Origin of the sequence: Microbacterium sp. LWH3-1.2, from assembly GCF_040675855.1 — a bacterium.
Lineage (GTDB): Bacteria > Actinomycetota > Actinomycetes > Actinomycetales > Microbacteriaceae > Microbacterium.
Genome location: NZ_JBEGIK010000001.1, coordinates 3,721,430 through 3,740,359, shown reverse-complemented (window position 1 = coordinate 3,740,359; position 18,930 = coordinate 3,721,430). Strand labels below are relative to the sequence as shown.

General features: G+C 70.4%; 19 protein-coding genes. 10 read left to right on the top strand and 9 right to left on the bottom strand.

What is annotated here, in order from left to right; genetic code table 11:
- Positions 1-118: 118 nt before the first annotated feature.
- The 3 genes from MRBLWH3_RS17495 (at position 119) to MRBLWH3_RS17485 (ending at position 3,872) form a co-directional block, all read left to right on the top strand.
- On the top strand, positions 119-1,459 hold the full coding sequence (locus MRBLWH3_RS17495) for an ABC transporter substrate-binding protein (RefSeq protein ID WP_363434724.1): 1,341 nt from the start codon (positions 119-121) through the stop codon (positions 1,457-1,459).
- 92 nt (positions 1,460-1,551) lie between these two features.
- Positions 1,552-2,895 carry a carbohydrate ABC transporter permease gene (locus MRBLWH3_RS17490; protein WP_363434721.1) on the top strand — a complete coding sequence of 448 codons (1,344 nt, stop codon included), beginning with the start codon at positions 1,552-1,554 and terminating at the stop codon, positions 2,893-2,895.
- Positions 2,895-3,872, top strand: coding sequence for a carbohydrate ABC transporter permease (locus MRBLWH3_RS17485; protein ID WP_363434718.1), 978 nt, complete (start codon positions 2,895-2,897; stop codon positions 3,870-3,872). The genes MRBLWH3_RS17490 and MRBLWH3_RS17485 overlap by 1 nt, the downstream gene beginning before the upstream one ends.
- Before the next feature lie 80 nt (positions 3,873-3,952).
- Here MRBLWH3_RS17485 and MRBLWH3_RS17480 read toward each other — a convergent pair whose 3' ends face one another.
- Positions 3,953-4,627 carry a DUF305 domain-containing protein gene (locus MRBLWH3_RS17480; protein WP_363434715.1) on the bottom strand — a complete coding sequence of 225 codons (675 nt, stop codon included), beginning with the start codon at positions 4,625-4,627 and terminating at the stop codon, positions 3,953-3,955.
- Positions 4,628-4,635: 8 nt separating this feature from the next.
- Positions 4,636-5,346: a DUF3105 domain-containing protein gene (locus MRBLWH3_RS17475; protein WP_363434712.1), complete on the bottom strand. Its 711-nt coding sequence runs from the start codon at positions 5,344-5,346 to the stop codon at positions 4,636-4,638.
- 380 nt (positions 5,347-5,726) lie between these two features.
- On the opposite strand from MRBLWH3_RS17475, the gene MRBLWH3_RS17470 reads away from it, so the two are divergent.
- Positions 5,727-7,097 carry a multidrug effflux MFS transporter gene (locus tag MRBLWH3_RS17470; RefSeq protein WP_363434709.1) on the top strand — a complete coding sequence of 457 codons (1,371 nt, stop codon included), beginning with the start codon at positions 5,727-5,729 and terminating at the stop codon, positions 7,095-7,097.
- 7 nt (positions 7,098-7,104) lie between these two features.
- Here MRBLWH3_RS17470 and MRBLWH3_RS17465 read toward each other — a convergent pair whose 3' ends face one another.
- Positions 7,105-7,602, bottom strand: a complete 498-nt coding sequence (locus MRBLWH3_RS17465; protein ID WP_363434706.1) for a nitroreductase family deazaflavin-dependent oxidoreductase — start codon at positions 7,600-7,602, stop codon at positions 7,105-7,107.
- A 243-nt stretch (positions 7,603-7,845) separates the two neighbouring features.
- On the opposite strand from MRBLWH3_RS17465, the gene MRBLWH3_RS17460 reads away from it, so the two are divergent.
- From MRBLWH3_RS17460 to MRBLWH3_RS17435, 6 genes are all read left to right on the top strand, one after another.
- Positions 7,846-8,511, top strand: coding sequence for a phosphatase PAP2 family protein (locus MRBLWH3_RS17460; RefSeq protein WP_363434703.1), 666 nt, complete (start codon positions 7,846-7,848; stop codon positions 8,509-8,511).
- A gap of 4 nt (positions 8,512-8,515) precedes the next feature.
- Positions 8,516-10,552 carry a helicase HerA-like domain-containing protein gene (locus tag MRBLWH3_RS17455; RefSeq protein ID WP_363434700.1) on the top strand — a complete coding sequence of 679 codons (2,037 nt, stop codon included), beginning with the start codon at positions 8,516-8,518 and terminating at the stop codon, positions 10,550-10,552.
- A 45-nt stretch (positions 10,553-10,597) separates the two neighbouring features.
- The gene (locus MRBLWH3_RS17450) at positions 10,598-11,233 is read left to right on the top strand and encodes a DUF305 domain-containing protein (protein ID WP_363434697.1); all 636 of its coding nucleotides are present in this window, start codon (positions 10,598-10,600) and stop codon (positions 11,231-11,233) included.
- 110 nt (positions 11,234-11,343) lie between these two features.
- Entirely contained in the window at positions 11,344-13,788 is a 2,445-nt protein-coding gene (locus MRBLWH3_RS17445) for an FdhF/YdeP family oxidoreductase (protein ID WP_363434694.1), read from the top strand.
- 28 nt (positions 13,789-13,816) lie between these two features.
- The gene (locus tag MRBLWH3_RS17440) at positions 13,817-14,296 is read left to right on the top strand and encodes a MogA/MoaB family molybdenum cofactor biosynthesis protein (protein WP_363434691.1); all 480 of its coding nucleotides are present in this window, start codon (positions 13,817-13,819) and stop codon (positions 14,294-14,296) included.
- Complete coding sequence (locus MRBLWH3_RS17435) at positions 14,296-14,736, top strand: molybdenum cofactor biosynthesis protein MoaE (RefSeq protein ID WP_363434689.1); 441 nt, start codon at positions 14,296-14,298, stop codon at positions 14,734-14,736. Before MRBLWH3_RS17440 ends, MRBLWH3_RS17435 begins: the two co-directional genes overlap by 1 nt.
- A 114-nt stretch (positions 14,737-14,850) precedes the next feature.
- Here the strand turns inward: MRBLWH3_RS17435 and MRBLWH3_RS17430 are convergent, their stop codons facing one another.
- From MRBLWH3_RS17430 to MRBLWH3_RS17405, 6 genes are read right to left on the bottom strand one after another with little or no spacing between them, the layout of a single operon-like run.
- Positions 14,851-15,084, bottom strand: coding sequence for a MoaD/ThiS family protein (locus tag MRBLWH3_RS17430; protein ID WP_341997460.1), 234 nt, complete (start codon positions 15,082-15,084; stop codon positions 14,851-14,853).
- Positions 15,084-15,353: a DUF6457 domain-containing protein gene (locus MRBLWH3_RS17425; RefSeq protein ID WP_341997462.1), complete on the bottom strand. Its 270-nt coding sequence runs from the start codon at positions 15,351-15,353 to the stop codon at positions 15,084-15,086. Before MRBLWH3_RS17425 ends, MRBLWH3_RS17430 begins: the two co-directional genes overlap by 1 nt.
- Positions 15,350-15,976, bottom strand: coding sequence for a molybdenum cofactor guanylyltransferase (gene mobA / locus MRBLWH3_RS17420; protein ID WP_363434686.1), 627 nt, complete (start codon positions 15,974-15,976; stop codon positions 15,350-15,352). The genes MRBLWH3_RS17425 and mobA overlap by 4 nt, the downstream gene beginning before the upstream one ends.
- On the bottom strand, positions 15,973-16,464 hold the full coding sequence (gene moaC / locus MRBLWH3_RS17415; protein WP_363434683.1) for a cyclic pyranopterin monophosphate synthase MoaC: 492 nt from the start codon (positions 16,462-16,464) through the stop codon (positions 15,973-15,975). Before moaC ends, mobA begins: the two co-directional genes overlap by 4 nt.
- Entirely contained in the window at positions 16,461-17,735 is a 1,275-nt protein-coding gene (glp, locus tag MRBLWH3_RS17410; protein WP_363434680.1) for a gephyrin-like molybdotransferase Glp, read from the bottom strand. Before glp ends, moaC begins: the two co-directional genes overlap by 4 nt.
- Positions 17,702-18,844 (bottom strand): ThiF family adenylyltransferase, encoded by a 1,143-nt coding sequence (locus tag MRBLWH3_RS17405; protein ID WP_363434677.1) that lies wholly within the window; start codon positions 18,842-18,844, stop codon positions 17,702-17,704. Before MRBLWH3_RS17405 ends, glp begins: the two co-directional genes overlap by 34 nt.
- Positions 18,845-18,930: the final 86 nt, after the last annotated feature.

Sequence of the window (18,930 nt, the reverse complement as noted above, 5' to 3'; positions counted from 1 at the left end):
GATGTGGGGTCATTGTGTGCCCTTGCGGCATCCCCTAGTTTGAGCATGGAATCGGTTCCCGATCACATATGTGCGGAGTCCGAGAGGCGGCTCCGCAACTCAACGAGGAGGCAGACACATGACTGCACTGCGATCCCGCCGTCGACACGGCTACATCGCACTGGGACTGACAGCCGTCGCAGCACTCACCCTCGCCGGATGCGCCGAAGGCGGCGATGAGGGCGGCGACAGCGGCTCGGTCGAAGGAGAGACCGTCGAGATCGCCGGCGGCATCACCGGCTCGGAGGCGGAGAACCTCCAGAAGACCTTCGAACAGTTCGAGGAGGACACCGGCATCACCGTCAACTACACCGGTGACAAGGGGTTCGAGGGCAACATCGTCACCAAGGTGGCAGGCGGATCCGCGCCCGACATCGCCATCGTGCCGCAGCCGGGCCTCTTCCGCTCGCTCGTCGAGACCGGCGAGGTCAAGGAGGGCACGGCGGAGGTCGAGGCCAACGTCGACGAGTACTGGTCCTCCATCTGGAAGGACACGGGCTCGGTGGACGGTACGTTCTACGCCGCACCGATGCTGGCCAATCTGAAAGGCTACGTCTGGTACTCGCCGAAGAGCTTCGCCGAGTGGGGCGTCGAGCCGGCGACGACGTGGGACGAGCTCATCACGCTGACCGACACCATTCGCGAGAAGACCGGCGAGCCGCCGTGGTGCGCCGGATTCTTCTCCGAGGCCGCGTCCGGGTGGCCCGGGACGGACTGGGTCGAGGACCTCGTGCTGCGTCAGGCCGGACCGGACGTGTATGACAGCTGGGCAGCCGGAGACACGCCCTTCACCGACCCCGACATCGAGGCGGCATTCGACTCCGTAGGCGAGATCCTGCTCAATCCGGACTACGTCAACGCAGGATTCGGCGATGTCAAGAGCATCAACTCGACGGCATTCGGTGACCCCATCGCTGCCGCTGTGGCGAACGGCACGTGCGCGCTGACCCACCAGGCATCCTTCCTCACGGCCAACTTCCTCACTGCGAAGACGGCAGACGGCGCGACGCCGGAGGTCGGACCGGATGGCGACGTGTACGCCTTCCTGCTCCCCGGCCCGGAAGCAGGCGAGCTCGCGGTCGAAGGCGGCGGCGAACTGGTGACCGCGTTCTCGGATGATGCGGCAACGCAGCAGGTGCTCGAATTCATGTCGACGCCGGAGTTCGCCGACGCGCGCGTGAAGCTCGGCGGTGCCATCTCGGCCAACACCGGTGCCGACCCGACGCTGGCATCGAGCGAGTTCCTGACCGAGGCGATGAAGATCGTGCAGGACTCGAACACGGTGTTCCGCTTCGACGCCTCCGACCTGATGCCGGCGACCGTCGGCTCGGGCTCGTTCTGGCGCGGCATGGTCGACTGGATCGACGGCAAGCCGACGCCGCAGGTCCTGAGCGACATCCAGGCGGGATATCAGGACTGATCCACCGCAACCGGTGCCGGGTCCGCACGCTCGACGTGCGGCCCCGGCGTCGGGGTGATTCATCCGTCGACGTCGACGGGGGAAGGCGAAACATGTCTCAGACCACAACATCGGCGGCCGACCAGGCGCAGGGCACGCCTCCGCCGGAACGCGGAGGACGGAAGCCTCCGTCGCGCCGGACGACGCGACTCGTCGTCACGATCGGGCTCATCCTGATCGCGGCACTGATCGTCTTCCTCCTGCTCAGCCCCCCGAACCCGGACGCGCGACCGGTCTCGCTCGGATTCTCGTACAACTCGTTCTTCCAGTGGATCGGCAACATGGGGCCGATCGTCCAGATCCCCATCATCCTGGTGATCTTCGCTGCGGTGGTCGGCATCCTCCTGGTGCTGATCGAGTACGCACCGCGCGCCGGCCGGGGCTACTTCTGGCTGCGGCTCATCTCGTGCTTCGCGATCCCGTTCCTCGCGTTCATGATGCTGCGGCCATACCAGGGCGCCGTGATCTACGTGATCGCGATCGCCCTCATCGCCGGTGGCCTGTTGTTCTGGGCCGACTACCGGGCGAGCCAGGGCGCCGGCTATCTGTACCAGCTGACGCTCTTCATGGCGCCCGCCGCCATCGCGATCCTCGTCGGCCTCGTCTATCCGAGCATCGCGACCATCATCCAGTCTTTCTTCGACAAGACCGGGGAGAACTTCGTCGGCCTGGAGAACTACGTGTGGGCCTTCACGAACCCGCAGGGGTTCTGGTCCATCATCAACACCCTCATCTGGGCGATCTTCGCACCGGTCTTCGCGACGGTCGTCGGCCTGGCGTACGCGGCCTTCATGGAGCGGGCGCGCGGCGAACGGCTGCTGAAGCTGCTGGTGTTCATGCCGTTCGCGATCGCCCCGGTGAGCATCAGCCTCATCTGGAAGTTCGTCTACGACTACCGCCAGGGCGAGCAGATCGGAACCCTCAACGCGATCGTGGTGGCGTTCGGCGGTCAGCCCGTGCCGTGGCTGGACATCTGGCCCCTGGTCAACACGTTCTGCCTGCTGTTCGCTTTCGTCTGGGCGCAGACCGGATTCGCGATGGTCGTGCTCTCGGCGGCGATGAAGGCGGTGCCGGTGGAGCAGCTCGAAGCGGCCCAGCTCGACGGCACCTCGGCCTGGCAGCGGTTCATCAACGTGACGGTGCCGGGCATCCGCACGTCGATCATCGTCGTCTTGACGACGGTCACCATCGCCGCCCTGAAACTGTACGACATCGTGGCGGTGATGACCGGCGGGCGGGCGAACTCGACAGTGCTCGGTTTCGAGATGGTCAATCAGCAGCAGCGGTTCCAGAGCTACGGACACTCGGCGGCGCTCGCCGTGCTGATCTTCGTCTTCGTGACACCACTGATCATCTACAACGTCTTGCAGCTGCGTAAGCAGAGGGAGGTGCGGTGATGACCGCCGTCGACTCCAAGACCACGCCGCAGAACACCAAGGCGGAGGCGCGGAGGATCGCGCGTGAGACGCGTCGCAACGAGGCGCTCGCGCACAAGCGGCTGACCTCGCCGCTGGCCACCATCTTCGCCGTCGCGATCGCGTTCCTGTGGACCATCCCGACGCTCGGCCTGCTCATCACGTCGTTCCGCCCAGGTGCCGACTCGGCGACATCAGGCTGGTGGACGGTCTTCACCAACCCCGACTTCACGCTCGGCAACTACCAGGACGCGTTGACGTCGGGCGGCACCGCCCTGACGCTGGGCGAGTCCTTCCTGAACTCGCTCGCGATAACGATCCCGGTCACGATCTTCGCCCTGGCCGTCGCGTCGCTGGCCGCGTATGCGTTCGCGTGGATGGACTTCAAGGGCCGCGGGTTCCTGTTCGTCGCGGTGTTCGCCCTCCAGATCGTCCCGATCCAGATGGCGCTCGTGCCGCTCTTGAGTCTGTTCTCGAGGGGCCTCGAGATCGGCGACGTGCAGATCTTCCCTGGGCTCGAGATGCGCGAGGTCGACCACAGCTTCGCGACGGTGTGGATCGCCCACGTCATCTTCGCGATGCCGCTGGCGATCTTCCTCCTGCACAACTTCATCTCGGAGATCCCCTCCGACGTGATCGAGGCGGCTCGCGTCGACGGCGCGGGGCACGGGCAGATCTTCTTCCGAATCATCCTGCCGCTGGCGACGCCCGCGCTCGCGTCGTTCGCCATCCTCGAGTTCATCTGGGTGTGGAACGACCTGCTCGTCGCGACGATCTTCGCCCCGACGACATCACTGCCGATGACGCAGACGCTGAACTCCTTGTCCGGCACCTGGGGCAACCAGTGGTTCCTCGTTTCGGCGGGCGCGTTCCTCGTGCTGTTCGTGCCGATCATCGTGTTCCTCGCACTGCAGCGGTTCTTCGTGCGCGGGCTCATGGCCGGCGCGACGAAGGGCTGACACTTCAGAGAACGGATGCCGCGGGCCTGCGTCTCACGCAGGCTCGCGGCATCCGTTTCCGATGGGGTGATCGCCCCAGGTCAGCTGGTGCAGCCGAGCCGCGTCTGGATGGACTGCATCGCGTCGATCTCGGCGGTCTGACCGTTCCTGATCGCGGTCGCGACCTCGAGGGCGCGCGGGTCCGTGCCGAGCTCGAGGAGCGCTTCGGCCATCGGGATCGCGCCCTCGTGATGGCGGATCATCAGCGTGAGGAACTGGCAGTCCGCCTCCACGCCCGTCGCCGCCTTCAGCGCGGCGATCTCGTCGGCGGATGCCATGCCCATCGCCGCCTGAGCCTGTTCATCGGTCATCGGCTCGGCGGACGAGCCGCCGTGGGCGTGCTCCGAGTCTCCGGCATCCATCCACTGCATCATCGGCCCGCCGGACTGGGGGAGACCCCACTGCACCAGCCAGTCGTACATCTCACCGCGCTGGCCGGCCTGACCGGTGGCGATGTCGTACGAGAGCACGCGCAGCTCTTCATCGTCGGTCTTGCCGTAGATCTCCATCGCCATCTCGATCGCCTGCGCATGGTGCACCTGCATGTCGCGGGAGAACCCGGCCTCAGGAGACTCGGTGCCCGGAGCCGACGCGGCCGCCTGGGAGCCGAAGGTCGAGAAGCGCCCCACCGCGAATGCGAGGCCGGCGATGAGGATGAGTGCGACGACGATGACGAACCACCGCCGGGAGCTCCCCGCCGAGGGCTCGGCCGACACGACGCGGCCTACTTCTTGCCGAGAGCGCTGTACGCGCCGGTGCACGCGGCGTTCGGCTCGGGCGCGTTCGTGCTCTTCCAGTACGCCTTGATGAACTCCTCGATGCGCTCGTCGTCGGCCGAGTCGACTTTGAGCTGCGCGTTCCAGGCGCTCACGGCGATGGGGGTGTCCATGTCGTCGTACGGCGAGAGCACCGTGTAGGTCGACGGCAGCTCGCCCTCGAGCGTGGCGATGTCGTCGTCCGAGACCTGTGCGGGGTCGTAGGTGATCCACACCGCGCCGTGCTCGAGAGCGTGGACGGCGTTCTCGTTCGGAACCGGCTCCGTGTACACACCGCAGTTCAGCCACATCACGTTGTGGTCGCCGCCGGCCGGGGGAGTCTGGGCGTAGTCGACCGCGCCGTCGACGTGGTTCGCGGTGTTCGTGAAGGTCTCGACGCCCTCGATGCCGCTGCCGTCGCTGTCACCGCGGGCATACGACGGGGCCGGGGCCGGCGCGAAGACGATCGACGCGACGATCGCCGCGACGACCAGGACCGCGGCCGTCGAGCCGACGATCCACCACACGAGCTTGCTGCGCTTGCGCTTGGCGAGCTGCTTCTGATACTCGGCCAGCTTCTCCTGGCGCTTCTGCTCGCGCTGCTGCTTGACGGTGAGTTCGATCTTCGCCTGAGTGGCGGGGTTGCCGCTCTTGCGCTTCTCGTCGGGGGTCGGGGTCATGCTCGTGATCTCTGCCAATCGATGGACCGGGGCGCCCGGCGCGAGCCGCTCGAAGACGGCTGACGGGTCGCCCTCATCCTATGCGAGCGCATGAGTGCACCCCCTGGGAAGGAGCCGACAGCGGTGCCTTCTCCCGAGGGTCGGACCAGCCGTGGGATAACGCTTGCGGGCCGGGTGGAGGCATCCGTTACCATGGAACTCGAATCGATTCGACCTTCGTGGTCGATCGTGCGAGCCGCAGTGCCGATCGGCAGCGTCGGACTACTCGCGTCACTTCGATCCGCTCCTCGCTGCGCGCGCCATCCCGGCACTGCCGGTGTCCACGCCGTTCCGCCTCGCCCGTCGCCCCGTCGAACCCCCTCACGAAACGAAGTCCACTGTTGCTCGACACCGCCTCCATCCCCACGCAGAAGCCAGACACGCGCACGCCCGAAGCCCCGCGTCCCGCGGCACCCCAGCCGCACCCGTCGTCGACGGGCGCGATCCGCACCCTCGGCAGCAACCCGGCGACCGCACCGATCGTGCTGCACCCGGGCGACTCGATCCCGCACCGCCGCCGCGTCCTCTACATCGTGCTGCTCGGCGCTCTCACGGCGCTCGGCCCGTTCACGATCGACCTGTACCTGCCGGCGTTCCCGGTGCTCGAGGCGGACTTCCAGACCACGGCCGCGATGATCCAGCTGACCCTCACGGGCACGATGATCGGCTTCGCGATGGGTCAGCTCATCGTCGGCCCGCTGAGCGACAAGGTCGGTCGACGCATCCCCTTGCTGTCGGTGACAGCGCTGCACGTCGTGGCGAGCGTCGGCGCGGCGCTCGCGCCGACCCTCGAGCTGCTGTCTGTCGCCCGCGTGCTGCAGGGCGCCGGTGCAGCGGCGGGCGGCGTCGTGGCCGCTGCGATCGTGCGCGACCTGTTCGGCGGGCGTCGTCTGGTGGTCATGCTGTCCCGTCTCGCGCTCGTCTCGGGCGTCGCGCCGGTGCTCGCGCCTCTCGTCGGTTCGGCGCTGCTGGCCGTCATGCCGTGGCGGGGCGTGTTCGTGGTCCTCGCGGTGTACGGCGCGATCATGCTGGTGGCGTCGATCGTCCTGCTCCCCGAGACGCTGCCGCCCGCGCGTCGCCACGACAAGGGCGCCACGACCGTCTGGCAGCGCTACCGGAGCGTCTTCGGCGACCGCGTCTTCATCGGCGTGCTCATCATCGGCGGCATGACGTTCTCGGGCCTGTTCTCGTACCTGTCGAGCTCGTCGTTCCTGTTCCAGCTCAGCTACGGCCTCAGCCCACAGCAGTACGGACTGATGTTCGCGGTCAACTCGCTCGGTGTCGTCGTCGGTGTGCAGGCCGCGTCTCGGCTGGCGGCGCGCTTCGGCCCGCAGTGGGTCATGGCCTGGTCGACCGCCGTGCTCGTGGTCGCAGCATCCGCCATCATCGTCACCGACCAGCTGGGCCTGGGCCTGTGGGGCACCGTCGTGCCGCTGTTCGTCTTCATGACCGCGTGCGGGTTCACCTTCCCGTGCGTGCAGGTGCTCGCTCTCGACCGCCACGGCAAGGCAGCGGGCACGGCGCAGTCGATCATCGGCGCGACGAACTTCGGAGTCGCGGGCCTCATCTCACCCCTCGTGGGATGGATCGCGAAGGATGCGGGCATCACGGCCACGACGATGGCCTCGGTCATGGTCGGGTGCGCCGTCATCGGCGTGCTGTCGCTGTGGTTCGTCGTGCGCCCGCGCACGGTCGAGCGTCTCGCGCCCTGATCCGGCGTCAGGCCCGCGGCCGCACCGGCTGCAGGCGGAAGAGCCGGACGGTGCGCCCGGACTCCCGTTCGTAGTTGCGGTAGCCGGGCCACTGGGATTCGATCCGCGCCCACATCGCGTCGCGTTCGGCGTCGGGGACCGGCGTGGCGCGGACGGGCATGCGGCGACCGCGCACGGTGATCGCCGCGTCGGGGTGTGCGAGCAGGTTGGCGGTCCACGCGGGATGGCGGGCACCGGCGAAGTTCGTGCCGGCGACGATCGCCCGGCCTTGGCCGTCGGGCGTGTACATCAGCGGCACGTCCCGCGGCTCGCCGGACTTCGCGCCGATCGTATGCAGCACGAGGGAGGGAACCAGCAGCGCGCTCACCTGCACGCGGCCGCGCGACACCCACGCGACGAACCGTTCGACGGGCGGCAGCAACGCGGGGCCGATGACGCGTCGGAACATCCGCGTGCGCGTGAGCGGCGCGATGAGCCTGCGCACCACGTCGACGACCGATGCCATGCGTCCCTCCTCGCCATCGCGATGAGACCGCACGATAGCACCGGCGCCACCGAATCCCGCTTCGCCGCGTCGGCACCGAGCGGACGCTCGAGGTCGCGCGCACTCGCTGCAGGTGACCGTTCGCGTGAGTTCGGGCGTCCTTCGCGGCAGGGGACGAGCCGACGCTCGTGTCGCGGGCGGGGCATGCGGCGCGCCAGTGTGCAAGGGGGTGGCGCCGGTGAGCCCGCCAGGCAGAATGGGGCGATGACGACAGTCCAGCGTCGGGTCGCTGTGCCGGTCATCGCATACCTCGCGGTGGGATCCGGGCTCGTGGTCCTGTCTTGCCTGCTCGGGTGGTGGATCTTCGCGCGCGGCGACGAGCCCTTCGCCATCGACACCGCGTGGAACCTGCTCGTCGCCGAGCTGTGGCACCCCGCGCTCACCGGGTTCTCGCGCGTCATGGACTTCGTGGGCGGCGGATGGTTCAGCGTGCTCGTCGTGCCGATCGGCGGAGCGATCGCGCTCATCGTGCTGCGGCGGCCGTGGGCGGCCGCGTACTTCCTCGCCGCCGAGGCGGTGTCGGCGGCGGGTGTGCAGGTTCTCAAGCACCTCTTCGGCCGCGTGCGTCCCGAAGACATCATCGTGATCTCGGACTACGGCTCATACCCGTCGGGGCATGTGGCCAACGCCGCCACCGTCGCGGTCGCCGCGGTGGTGATCGTGCCGCGCATGTGGGTGGCCATCGTGGGCGCCGCATGGGTCGTGCTCATGGCTTTCAGCCGCACCTACCTGCACGCGCACTGGCTCAGCGACACCGTCGGTGGGGCGCTCCTCGGTGCCGGCGCGGCGCTTCTGGTGGCGGCGGCGTTCGCCGTGCCGATGGCCCGGGAGGGAACGGATGCCTCGGCGAAACGCCCGTCGTTAGGCTGAGCGCATGACTGCGCCCGCGCCCGAAGAGTCCGCACCGACCGATCCGGCGGTCGCCGTCGCCGAGGCGGAACTCGCGCGCCTGCGGGCTGAGGCCGAGGCGGCAGAGGCCCAGCTGAAGGCCGCCCAGGCCAAGGCCGCCCTCGCCGCTGCCGAAGCCGCCGCCGCGAAGGCCCGGGTCATCGCTGCACCCGCGCCCGCCGCGTCCTCATCTGAGGACGAGGGCCGGACTGCGGAAGCTTCCCGGGTTGCGGCCCCTCAGCTCGGCGCAGATCCTCGAACGAGGACCGGGGTGGCGGACGGTTCGCAGGCCCACGAGCCCGCGCGAGCGCCCAGCCAGGGCTCCGCGGCGAGGGAGCCGAGCCCGACGGAGTCAACCGCGCCGCAGACCGAGAACGGCCCGCTCACTCCGCAGGAGGTCCAGAAGGTCGCGTCCGGCTACTCGTTCGAGGGGGCGACACTCGATCTCGGCGCCCTCCTCAACGGGGACCCGGTCCCCTCGGCCCAGATCCGCATCCCGCTGCCGATGATGAACCGCCACGGGCTCGTCGCGGGCGCCACCGGAACCGGCAAGACGCGCACACTGCAGGGCCTCGCCGAGCAGCTCTCCGCGAAGGGCGTGCCGGTGTTCGCCGCCGACATCAAGGGCGACCTGTCGGGGGTCGCGACGCCCGGGGAGTCGAGCGAGAAGCTGCTCGCTCGCACGCAGGCGATCGGGCAGGATTGGAGGCCCGAGGTCTCGGTCACCGAGTACTTCGCCCTCGGCGGCGTCGGCAAGGGCGTGCCCGTGCGGGCGACGGTGTCGGGCTTCGGCCCGCTGCTGCTGAGCAAGGTGCTGGGCCTGAACGACACGCAGGAGTCGAGCCTCGGGCTCGTGTTCCACTACGCCGACGCGAACGGCCTCGCGCTCGTCGACCTCTCGGACCTGCGCGCCGTGCTCACCCACCTCACGAGCGACGAGGGCAAGGCCGAGCTCAAGGAGCTCGGCGGCCTGTCGGCGGCGACCGCGGGCGTGATCCTTCGCGAGCTCATCACCTTCGCGGACGCCGGAGCCGACGTGTTCTTCGGCGAACCCGAGTTCGACGTGGCAGATTTCCTCCGCACGGCGTCCGACGGCCGCGGCATCATCAGCCTGCTCGAGGTGCCGGGCGTCATCGACAAGCCGGCGCTGTTCTCGACGTTCCTGATGTATCTGCTCGCCGAGCTGTTCGAGATCCTCCCCGAGGTGGGGGATGCCGACAAGCCGAAGCTCGTCTTCTTCTTCGACGAGGCGCACCTGCTGTTCAAGGACGCGTCGAAGGACTTCCTCGCCGCGATCGTGCAGACGGTCCGTCTCATCCGCTCGAAGGGCGTCGGGGTCTTCTTCGTGACGCAGACGCCGAAGGACGTGCCGTCCGACGTGCTCGCGCAGCTCGGCTCGCGGGTGCAGCACGCTCTCCGCGCCTTCACGCCCGACGACGCGAAGGCTCTCCGGGCCACGGTCGGCACCTACCCGAAGTCGGGCTACGACCTCGAGCGCGTGCTGCAGGAGCTGGGCACGGGCGAGGCGATCGTCACGGTCATGAGCGAGAAGGGCGCTCCGACGCCGGTGGCATGGACGCGACTGCGGGCACCGCAGGGGCTGATGTCGCCCACGCCGGAGCCTGCGATCGTCGCGGCGGTGAACGCGTCGCCGCTGCTGGCGAAGTACGGCACCGCCATCGACCGAGAGTCGGCCCGCGAGATCCTCGCGAAGAAGATGCAGGCTGCCGACGACGCGGCCGCTGCCGAGGACGCGGCGCTCGCGAAGGCGAAGGCCGATGCCGAGTACGCGAAGCAGAAAGCGGCGATCGACACGCAGCAGGCCGCGGCCGACAAGGCGAGCACCGCAGCCGAGAAGAAGGCGCAGCAGGAGTACGAGCGCCTGCTCAAGAAGACCGCCGGCACGACGCGCACGTCGCGGTCCGCGCAGAAGTCGCCGATAGAGCAGATTCTCAACTCGAAGTCCACCCAGACGATACTGGGTGGGGTGATCCGCGGGATCTTCGGCACCGGCAGGCGCTGAGGCATCCCGACCCCGGCGGGTCGCTCCCGATCCGGAAGGACTCGCGTGCGCCGCACAGTAGTCGTCGTCGCGCTGACGCTCGCGCTGCTGACAGCCGCGGCAGGCGTGTGGCTCGCGATCGCCGCGACGGCGGGGAACACGGATGCTGCGCCCTCGGCGTCCGTCTCGCCCTCCGCGTCGGCGTCGGCCCCGGTGACGGCCGACGACTACTGCTACGTCGAGGCGATGATCTCCTACCGGGTCGAGGAGCAGGAGCTGGCGCAGACCCTGCTGCGCAAGCAGGGGATCGAGGCCGGAGCGAGCGGATTCGCTACCGGCATCGCCGCGCGGAACGAGGACGAGCTCCAGGATCTGCGCCGGTGGTACCTCTCGTGGGCCGATGCGCGTCCGGCGGAGCCGCCGACGGACGGCCCGTGCGGCGGGCATGGCTCCGACCACGCTCAGATGCCGGGGATGCCGGCATGGAGCGCGCTGCAGGGTTTCGTCGACGCGCAGCACCCTGACGCCGAACGCCGTTTCGCCGAGATCCTCCAGGCGCAGAACGCGGGGATGATCGCCCTCGTGACACTCATCCTCGAGGGCGACCCGCATCCCGCCGTGGCGGAGTCGGCGGAACAGGTGCTGAAGCAGGCCGCGGCCGACGAGGAGACTCTGCGGGGACTCCTCGACTCCCTGCCCTGAGAACCGTGTGATGGACGGATGCTGCGGGCCGCAGCATCCGTCATGCGAAATCGAACCGCAGACGGGGCCCGCGCGACCCCCGAGGGTCGTGCGAGGCATAGCCTGGAGGCATGGCGACGAAGCCCCCGACCACCGACATCGACGAGGCGCGAGTGCACGTGTCGCGACCCAAGAAGTCCGCGGTGGGCGTGCCGGCGGTGCTGCACGCGCTCGAGATCGCGAACGAGCAGATGGGCGTCGCGCGCTCGGTGCAGACGCTCATGCGGGTCAACCAGAAGGATGGCTTCGACTGTCCCGGCTGCGCGTGGCCCGAAGAAGACAAGCGCCACATCGCCGAGTTCTGCGAGAACGGCGCGAAGGCGGTCGCCGAGGAGGCGACGCTGCGCCGCGTCGGCCCGGACTTCTTCGCGGCGCACTCGCTCGACGAACTGCGCGCCCACGACGACTGGTGGCTCGGGCAGCAGGGCCGCCTGACGCACCCCATGCTTCTGGACGAGGGAGAGACGCACTACCGGCCGATCACGTGGGACGCCGCACTCGCCCTCGTCGCCGACGAGCTCAAAGCCCTCGACGACCCCGACCAGGCGGTGTTCTACACGTCGGGCCGCACGTCGAACGAGGCGGCGTTCCTGTACCAACTGCTCGTACGGGGCATCGGCACGAACAACCTGCCGGACTGTTCGAACATGTGCCACGAGTCGTCGGGCTCGGCACTCACGGAGACCATCGGCATCGGCAAGGGGACGGTGTCGATCGAGGACGTCCACGAGGCGGATCTGCTGATCGTCGCCGGGCAGAACCCGGGGACGAACCACCCCCGCATGCTGTCGGCGCTCGAGAAGGCCAAGCAACGCGGCGCGACGATCATCGCGGTGAACCCGCTCCCCGAGGCGGGGCTCATGCGGTTCGAGAACCCGCAGACGGTGCGCGGCGTCGCGTTCGGCGGCACGAAGCTCGCCGACGAGTTCGTGCAGATCCGACTCGGCGGCGACCAGGCGCTGTTCCAGGCGATCGGCAAGCACCTGCTCGAGGCCGAGGCGTCCGACGGCGGTGTGCTCGATCACGCCTTCATCGCGGAGCACACGAGCGGCTTCGATGCCTACCGTCAGGCGATGACGGATGCTGCGTGGCGCGACCTCGTCGCGGCCACGGGGTTGCCCGAGAAGGCGCTTCGCCGAGTGGGCGAGGCCGTGCGCACGTCGAAGGCCACCATCGTCTGCTGGGCGATGGGGCTGACTCAGCACAAGCACTCGGTGCCGACGCTGCGCGAGATCGTCAACGTGCTGCTGCTGCAGGGCAATATCGGTCGCGCGGGCGCGGGCGTGTGCCCGGTGCGCGGTCACTCGAACGTGCAGGGCGACCGCACCGTCGGGATCTACGAGAAGCCGTCGACGGCGTTCCTCGACGCGCTCGACGCGGAGTTCGGGTTCGCCGCGCCACGTGAGCACGGCTACGACACGGTGCAGGCCATCCGCGCCATGCGGGACGGCCAGGTGCGCTTCTTCATGAGCATGGGCGGCAACTTCGTGTCGGCCACGCCCGACACCGCTGTCGTCGAGACCGGGATGGCGCGGGTCGGGCTCACCGTCCACGTGTCCACGAAGCTCAACCGCTCCCACGTCGTCACCGGCCGCCGCGCGCTCATCCTGCCGACGCTCGGCCGCACCGACCGAGACCGGCGAGGCGGACGCGAGCAGCGCGTCACGGTCGAGGACTCGATGGGTGCCGTCCACTCCTCGCGTGGGCGCCTGGCCCCACCGTCCGAAGAACTGCTCAGCGAGGTCGCCATCGTCGCACGGTTGAGCGCGCTCGTGTTCGGAGCGGGAGGCGACTCGCCGGCGGATGCCCCCGCCAAGCACGCGGGCGACCACGAACTCGGCTACCCAGAGCGGACGCCCGCCGAAGAGGCCGACGGCGCGGATGCCCCGGGCATCACCCTCCGGGACTCTGTGGGAAAGGCGACCAACGTCCCCCAGGCGGACTGGGCGGCTCTCGAGGCCGACTACGCGCTCATCCGTTCGCACATCGAGCGGGTGGTGCCGGGCTTCGACGACTACGAGGAACGCATCGACAAGGGGCGCACGCTGCACCTGCCGAACGGCCCGCGCGATGCGCGCCGGTTCGCCACCGCCGACGGCAAGGCGCGGTTCACCGTGAACGCGCTCGAGTACCCGGTGATCCCGCGCGGTCGGCTGCTGCTGCAGACCTTGCGCTCCCACGACCAGTACAACACCACGATCTACGGCAAGGACGACCGGTACCGCGGCATCCACGGCGGCCGGCGCGTGGTGCTCGTGAACGCGAAGGACATCGTGTCGCTCGCCTTCGCGGAGAACGACGTCGTCGACCTCGTGTCGGAGTGGACGCGGCCAGACGGCACGATCGAGGAGCGCCGCGCAGAGGAGTTCCGCATCGTCGCGTACCGCACCCCGCGAGGCAACGCCGCCGCTTACTATCCCGAGACGAACGTGCTCGTGCCGCTCGACTCCGTGGCGGACGTCTCGGGCACCCCGACGTCGAAGTCGGTGATCGTGCGGCTCGAGCGCCGCGCGTGAGGGGGGCGTGCGCGCCTAGGCTGGACGCATGACCCGAGCCGCCGTCGTCACCGTGTCAGACCGCTCGGCCGGAGGTTCGCGGACGGACCAGAGCGGACCCATCGCCGTCGCCGCGCTCCGGGAGGCCGGCTTCGACTGCGCGGACGCGGTCGTCGTCCCCGACGGCGCCGACAGCGTGGAGCGCGCCCTCACCGCCGAGGTCGTCGCGGGGGTGAAGCTCATCGTCACGACCGGCGGGACGGGCGTCTCGCCGCGCGATCAGACCCCAGAAGGCACGGTGCGTGTCGTGACGCGCCAGATTCCCGGCATCTCCGAAGAGCTCCGCCGCCGCGGTGCCGCCGAGAAGCCGGCGGGCATGCTCACGCGTGGCGTCGCCGGCGTCGTCGACCCGCACGGGGTGCTCGTCGTGAATCTTCCGGGATCGCCCGGTGGCGTGGCGTCCGGCATGCCGGTGGTGGTGTCGGTCGCCCGCCACCTGCTCGACCAGCTCGGCGGGAGCGACCACTGATGGCCGTCTCGACCGACGCTGTGCGGGTCGCGGCGATCAGCGCGGAACCGCTCGATCTCGACGCGCATCTTCGTGCCGTGGACGACTCCCGCATGGGCGCGGTCACCACGTTCGTGGGGCGCGTGCGCGATCATGATCCGGATGCCGCGACCGCGGTCGTCGCCCTCGAGTACTCCGCCCACCCCGACGCCGAGGCGACCCTCGCGCGGCTCGCGGCGGCCGCCATCGGGTCGACGCGCGCCCTGGTCGCGGTCTCGCACCGCGTCGGCACGCTGCACGTCGGTGACGCGGCCGTCGTGATCGCGGTCGCCTCCGCGCACCGGGCGGAGGCCTTCGAGGTCTGCCGCACCCTCATCGAGACGATCAAGACCGACCTGCCCGTGTGGAAGCGTCAAGTCGAATCCGACGGCACCGCCACCTGGCTCGGGCTCGGCGGCTGAGCCACCGCAGGCACTCGAGGCGCACAACCGGGGGTCTGTCGCGGCACGCCGGGTCGCGGCATCCGTTCCCGATGTGTGGCCGAGGATCTCCGATCCTGTGCGCGGTCCGGGGGATCAGCCGCCCGCGAAAGGCGGCAGCACGTCGACGAGGTCTTCGGAGCCGAGCGGGGTGTCGTCGGCGACGCGCGAGCCGCCGACGAGCACCGCGCAGCGGGGGAGGATGCCGCCGAGCCCGGGGTAGGCGGCCGACACGGCCTCGCGCAGCGCGCCGAGCGTGGCTTCGGACCGGCGCTCGGTATCGAGGCCGGTGGCCTCCTGGGCGGCGGCGAAGTAGCGGACGACGGCCACTAGACGTCCCACTCTTTCGCCATCGCGGTGATGATGGCCGCCGCGGCGGCGGTGTCTTCGGGCGAGCCGCCGGCCCGCCCGGCGACGAGGCCGGCCGCGAACGCGCTGAACGGCGCGGCCGGGCGTGCGACCCCGAGCGCGACGTCGCGCGCGAGGTCGAGGATCAGCGCCACCGGAAGCTCTTCGGGCGCGAGGCCGAACCGCTCGCGCAGCGCGTCGGCCCACGCGTCCAGGGCCTCGGGCGGAAGGGTGCGGGACTGCTCGCTCATGACGGCTCCTCCGGTGCGTGCTCGGCCCTTCGTCGGGCCTCTTCCAGATCCTCCCACGTGTCGACGTCGCGGGTCAGGTCGTCGGGTGCGGTGACGACGGCGATCGCCAGATCGTCGAGCAGCGCACGGACGGGCGCGTCGCGACCGTCATCGGGAAGAGCGGATGCCGCGGCCCGCAGCGCATGCGTGCGATACGCGCCGATCAGCCACTGCGGCCGGCTCGACGCGTCGGCCAGGCAGACGCCGTCGGTATCGGAGGGCAGGAGCCGGATGTCGTCGACGAGCCGCTGTACGGCGGCGCCCACGCCGGGGAGGTCGCACGCGAGCAGAAGCGTCCACGTCGGGTCCTCCTCCTCCGCCCAGGAGGCGAGGGCGGCGACGACCGCCGCGGCCGGGCCCGTGAACGGCGGGTCTTCGCGCACCCACGCGACCGGCAGCGTCTCGTCGAGGACGGGTGCCACCACGGTGATCGGCCGGGCGGCAGCATCCGCCGCCGCCGACACCGCCGCCGTCAACAGCGTGCGTCCGCCGACGTCGAACAAGGGCTTCGCCGCGCCGTCGACGCGGGAGGCGCGGCCGCCGGCCAGCAGGATGGCGCCGAGGTCGCCCGGAGCCGGCGTCATGCCTCGCCCGGGCGGTGCCAGTCGCCGCTCTTGCCGCCCGTCTTCGTCACGATGCGCACGTTCTCGATCGAGGTGCCCTTGTCGAGGCCCTTCACCATGTCGACGACCGCGAGGGCGGCGACGGAGACCGCGGTGAGCGCCTCCATCTCGACGCCGGTGCGATCGGCGGTGCGCACGGTCGCCTCGATGCGCACGCCGTCGTCGTCGATCGCGAAGTCCACCGTGGCGCCGTGCACGCCGATGACGTGAGCGAGCGGCAGCAGGTCGGGCGTCCGCTTGGCGGCCTGAATGCCCGAGATACGGGCGACCGCGAGCACGTCCCCCTTCGGCACCGAGCCGTCGCGGAGCGCTGCGACGACGTCCGTCGCGCAGCGCACGAAGCCTCGCGCGGTGGCCGAGCGCACCGTCGGCTGCTTGAGGGTCACGTCGACCATGCGGGCATTGCCCGCCTCGTCGAGGTGCGTGAACGTGGGCTGGTCGGTGCTCATGAGATCAGCATGACATCGACGAGGTCGCCGGCTGAGACGGCGTCGGCCTCCGCCGGCACCACCGCGTACGCCTCGGCGCGGCCCAGGCCGCCGGCGAGGTGTGAGCCGCCGGAGGTCGCGGGGATCACCCGCCATGCTCGCGGGTCGGTGCGATCGATGGTGACGGGGAGGTACTGCCGCCGGCCGGGCGGAGTGCGCCAGCCGTCGCCCGCGGGCAGGGCGAGGACGGGGCGATCCAGCACGCGGCGACCCTGCATGCGCAGGAGCGCCGAGCGGACGAACACCTCGAACGACACCGCGGCGCTGACGGGGTTTCCGGGGAGGCCGAACAGCAGCGCGCCCGAGGGAAGGCGGCCGAAGCCCTGCGGCTTGCCCGGCTGCATCGCGATCTTCGAGAACGTCATCGTGCTCGCGAGGGTCGTCTTGACGACCTCGTACGCGCCCGCGCTGACCCCGCCGGAGAAGACGACGACGTCGGCGCACTGCGGCGATCGCGGGTCCGTGACCTCCGCCAGCACCGCGTCGAGGTCGCCGGGCTCGTCTGGAACGCTCGCGCGGCGCACGACCTCGGCGCCGGCGTCCGCGGCGAGGGCGGCGAGCAGCACACTGTTCGATTCGGGGATCTGGCCGCGGCGCAGCGGCGCCCCGGCCTCGACCAGTTCGCTGCCGGTCGAGATGACGGCCACCCGTGGCCGCCGCGAGACCACGACCTCGGCGACTCCGGATGCCGCCACCGCCGCAACCTGCAGGGCACCGAGCACGACGCCTGCGGGAAGCACCTCTGCGCCGGCATGCGCGTCCTCGCCGGCGCGGCGGATGTGCGCACCTGCGGCGCGCGGCGCGCGCAGGACCGAGATCGATCCGAGCGAGTCCGCGAGTCCGCCGGCCGTGTCCTCGAACGGCACGATGGCGTCCGCGTCGGACGGGACCGGCGACCCCGTCATGATGCGGGCGGCCTCACCGGGCGCGAGGGCCGGGTCGTCGGCGGTGCCGGCGGGCAGATCGGAAACGACCCGGAGGGTCACCGGGGCGTCGGCGGCCGCATCCGTGACATCCGCGAAGCGCACGGCGAAGCCGTCCATCGCGGAGTTGTCGAAGACCGGGATGTCCTCGGCTGCGCGCACGGGTTCGTTGAGAGTGCGGCCGTGCGCGTCGCTGAGCGGGACGCGCTCGCCGGGTAGGGGCACGGCGGCGGCGAGCACGTCGGCGAGGTGATCCTCGACGGTGCGCAGCCCGTTCACGCGTGGACCGCCGCGATGTCGCGGTTCCACGCGTCGATGCCTCCGGCGAGGACGGATGCCTCGACCCCGGCACCGCGCAGCGCCACGGCCGCGCGCTGCGCGCGCATGCCCACCTGGCACACGACGATCACCGCCGTCGCGCCGACGCCCGACGGGTCGGCGAGCACGTCGCCGAGCGGCAGGAGCACCGATCCGGGGATGACGCCCCGCTCGGTCTCGAAGGGCTCGCGCACGTCGAGCAGCGTCGTCCCGGCGTGCTGCGCGGCGAGAGCTTCGGCGGGGGAGAGCTGCGGGATCGCGGGCGCCGCTCGAAGCCGCGGTGCCGTGGGCGCCTCCGCGGACGCGGGAGTCGCCGCATCCGTCGCTCGATCCGTTGCCGGCCGCAGCGGCACCTCGTCGGTCCGTCCGCGGAGTGCATCGATCACCAGCACGCGTCCGAACAGCGGCTCGCCCACCCCGGTGACGAGCTTCACGGTCTCGGTCGCGAGAATCGACCCGACCTGCAGGCACAGCGCGCCGAGCACGCCCACCTGGGCGCACGACGGGGCTTCGCGTCCCGCGTCCGGCGGGTACAGATCCCCGAGCCGCACGGGCATCGCGCCCGCGGGGGGAGCCGACCAGAAGACGGTGGCCTGCGCGTGGAACTCCTGCACGACGCCCCACACCAATGGCACGCCGAGCCGCTCGCATGCGGACGCGACGGCCTCGCGGGTCTCGAACGTGTCGGTGCCGTCGACCACGACGTGTGCGCCGGAGAGGAGCTCCACTGCGTTGTCGAGTGTGAGCAGTGCCTGCACCGGCCGCACCACGGTCGTGGGAGAGAGGTCGGTGGCGATGCGCACGGCCGAGTCGACCTTCGCCGCGCCCACGTCGCTCACACGGTGCATGACCTGCCGCTGGAGATTGGATGCCTCGACCAGGTCGTCGTCGACCACCGTGATGGTGCCGACGCCCGCGGCGGCGAGCGCCAGCACGACGGGAGAACCGATGCCGCCCGCCCCGACGACGGCGACGTGGGCAGCGGCGAGCCGGCGCTGGGCGATCTCACCGAAGCCAGCGAGCACCCGGTGACGGGCGGTGCGCGTGCGTTCGGCGTCGGTCAGCTCCGCGACCGGCTCGACGAGCGGGGGAAATGCCATGCTTTCAGGCTAGCCGCGCGGGTCGGAGCCCGGGCCGCTCGTTCGGCAGCTCCGATCGATGCATCGGCGGGGAGCCGCCGTTCCCG

Bases quoted from the DNA above. Each gene is read 5' to 3' on its own strand.
- MRBLWH3_RS17495 (WP_363434724.1), top strand. From the start codon at position 119: ATGACTGCACTGCGATCCCGCCGTCGACACGGCTACATCGCACTGGGA.
- MRBLWH3_RS17490 (WP_363434721.1), top strand. From the start codon at position 1,552: ATGTCTCAGACCACAACATCGGCGGCCGACCAGGCGCAGGGCACGCCT.
- MRBLWH3_RS17485 (WP_363434718.1), top strand. From the start codon at position 2,895: ATGACCGCCGTCGACTCCAAGACCACGCCGCAGAACACCAAGGCGGAG.
- MRBLWH3_RS17475 (WP_363434712.1), bottom strand. From the start codon at position 5,346: ATGACCCCGACCCCCGACGAGAAGCGCAAGAGCGGCAACCCCGCCACT.
- MRBLWH3_RS17465 (WP_363434706.1), bottom strand. From the start codon at position 7,602: ATGGCATCGGTCGTCGACGTGGTGCGCAGGCTCATCGCGCCGCTCACG.
- MRBLWH3_RS17460 (WP_363434703.1), top strand. From the start codon at position 7,846: ATGACGACAGTCCAGCGTCGGGTCGCTGTGCCGGTCATCGCATACCTC.
- MRBLWH3_RS17455 (WP_363434700.1), top strand. From the start codon at position 8,516: ATGACTGCGCCCGCGCCCGAAGAGTCCGCACCGACCGATCCGGCGGTC.
- MRBLWH3_RS17445 (WP_363434694.1), top strand. From the start codon at position 11,344: ATGGCGACGAAGCCCCCGACCACCGACATCGACGAGGCGCGAGTGCAC.
- MRBLWH3_RS17440 (WP_363434691.1), top strand. From the start codon at position 13,817: ATGACCCGAGCCGCCGTCGTCACCGTGTCAGACCGCTCGGCCGGAGGT.
- MRBLWH3_RS17435 (WP_363434689.1), top strand. From the start codon at position 14,296: ATGGCCGTCTCGACCGACGCTGTGCGGGTCGCGGCGATCAGCGCGGAA.
- MRBLWH3_RS17425 (WP_341997462.1), bottom strand. From the start codon at position 15,353: ATGAGCGAGCAGTCCCGCACCCTTCCGCCCGAGGCCCTGGACGCGTGG.
- mobA (WP_363434686.1), bottom strand. From the start codon at position 15,976: ATGACGCCGGCTCCGGGCGACCTCGGCGCCATCCTGCTGGCCGGCGGC.
- moaC (WP_363434683.1), bottom strand. From the start codon at position 16,464: ATGAGCACCGACCAGCCCACGTTCACGCACCTCGACGAGGCGGGCAAT.
- MRBLWH3_RS17405 (WP_363434677.1), bottom strand. From the start codon at position 18,844: ATGGCATTTCCCCCGCTCGTCGAGCCGGTCGCGGAGCTGACCGACGCC.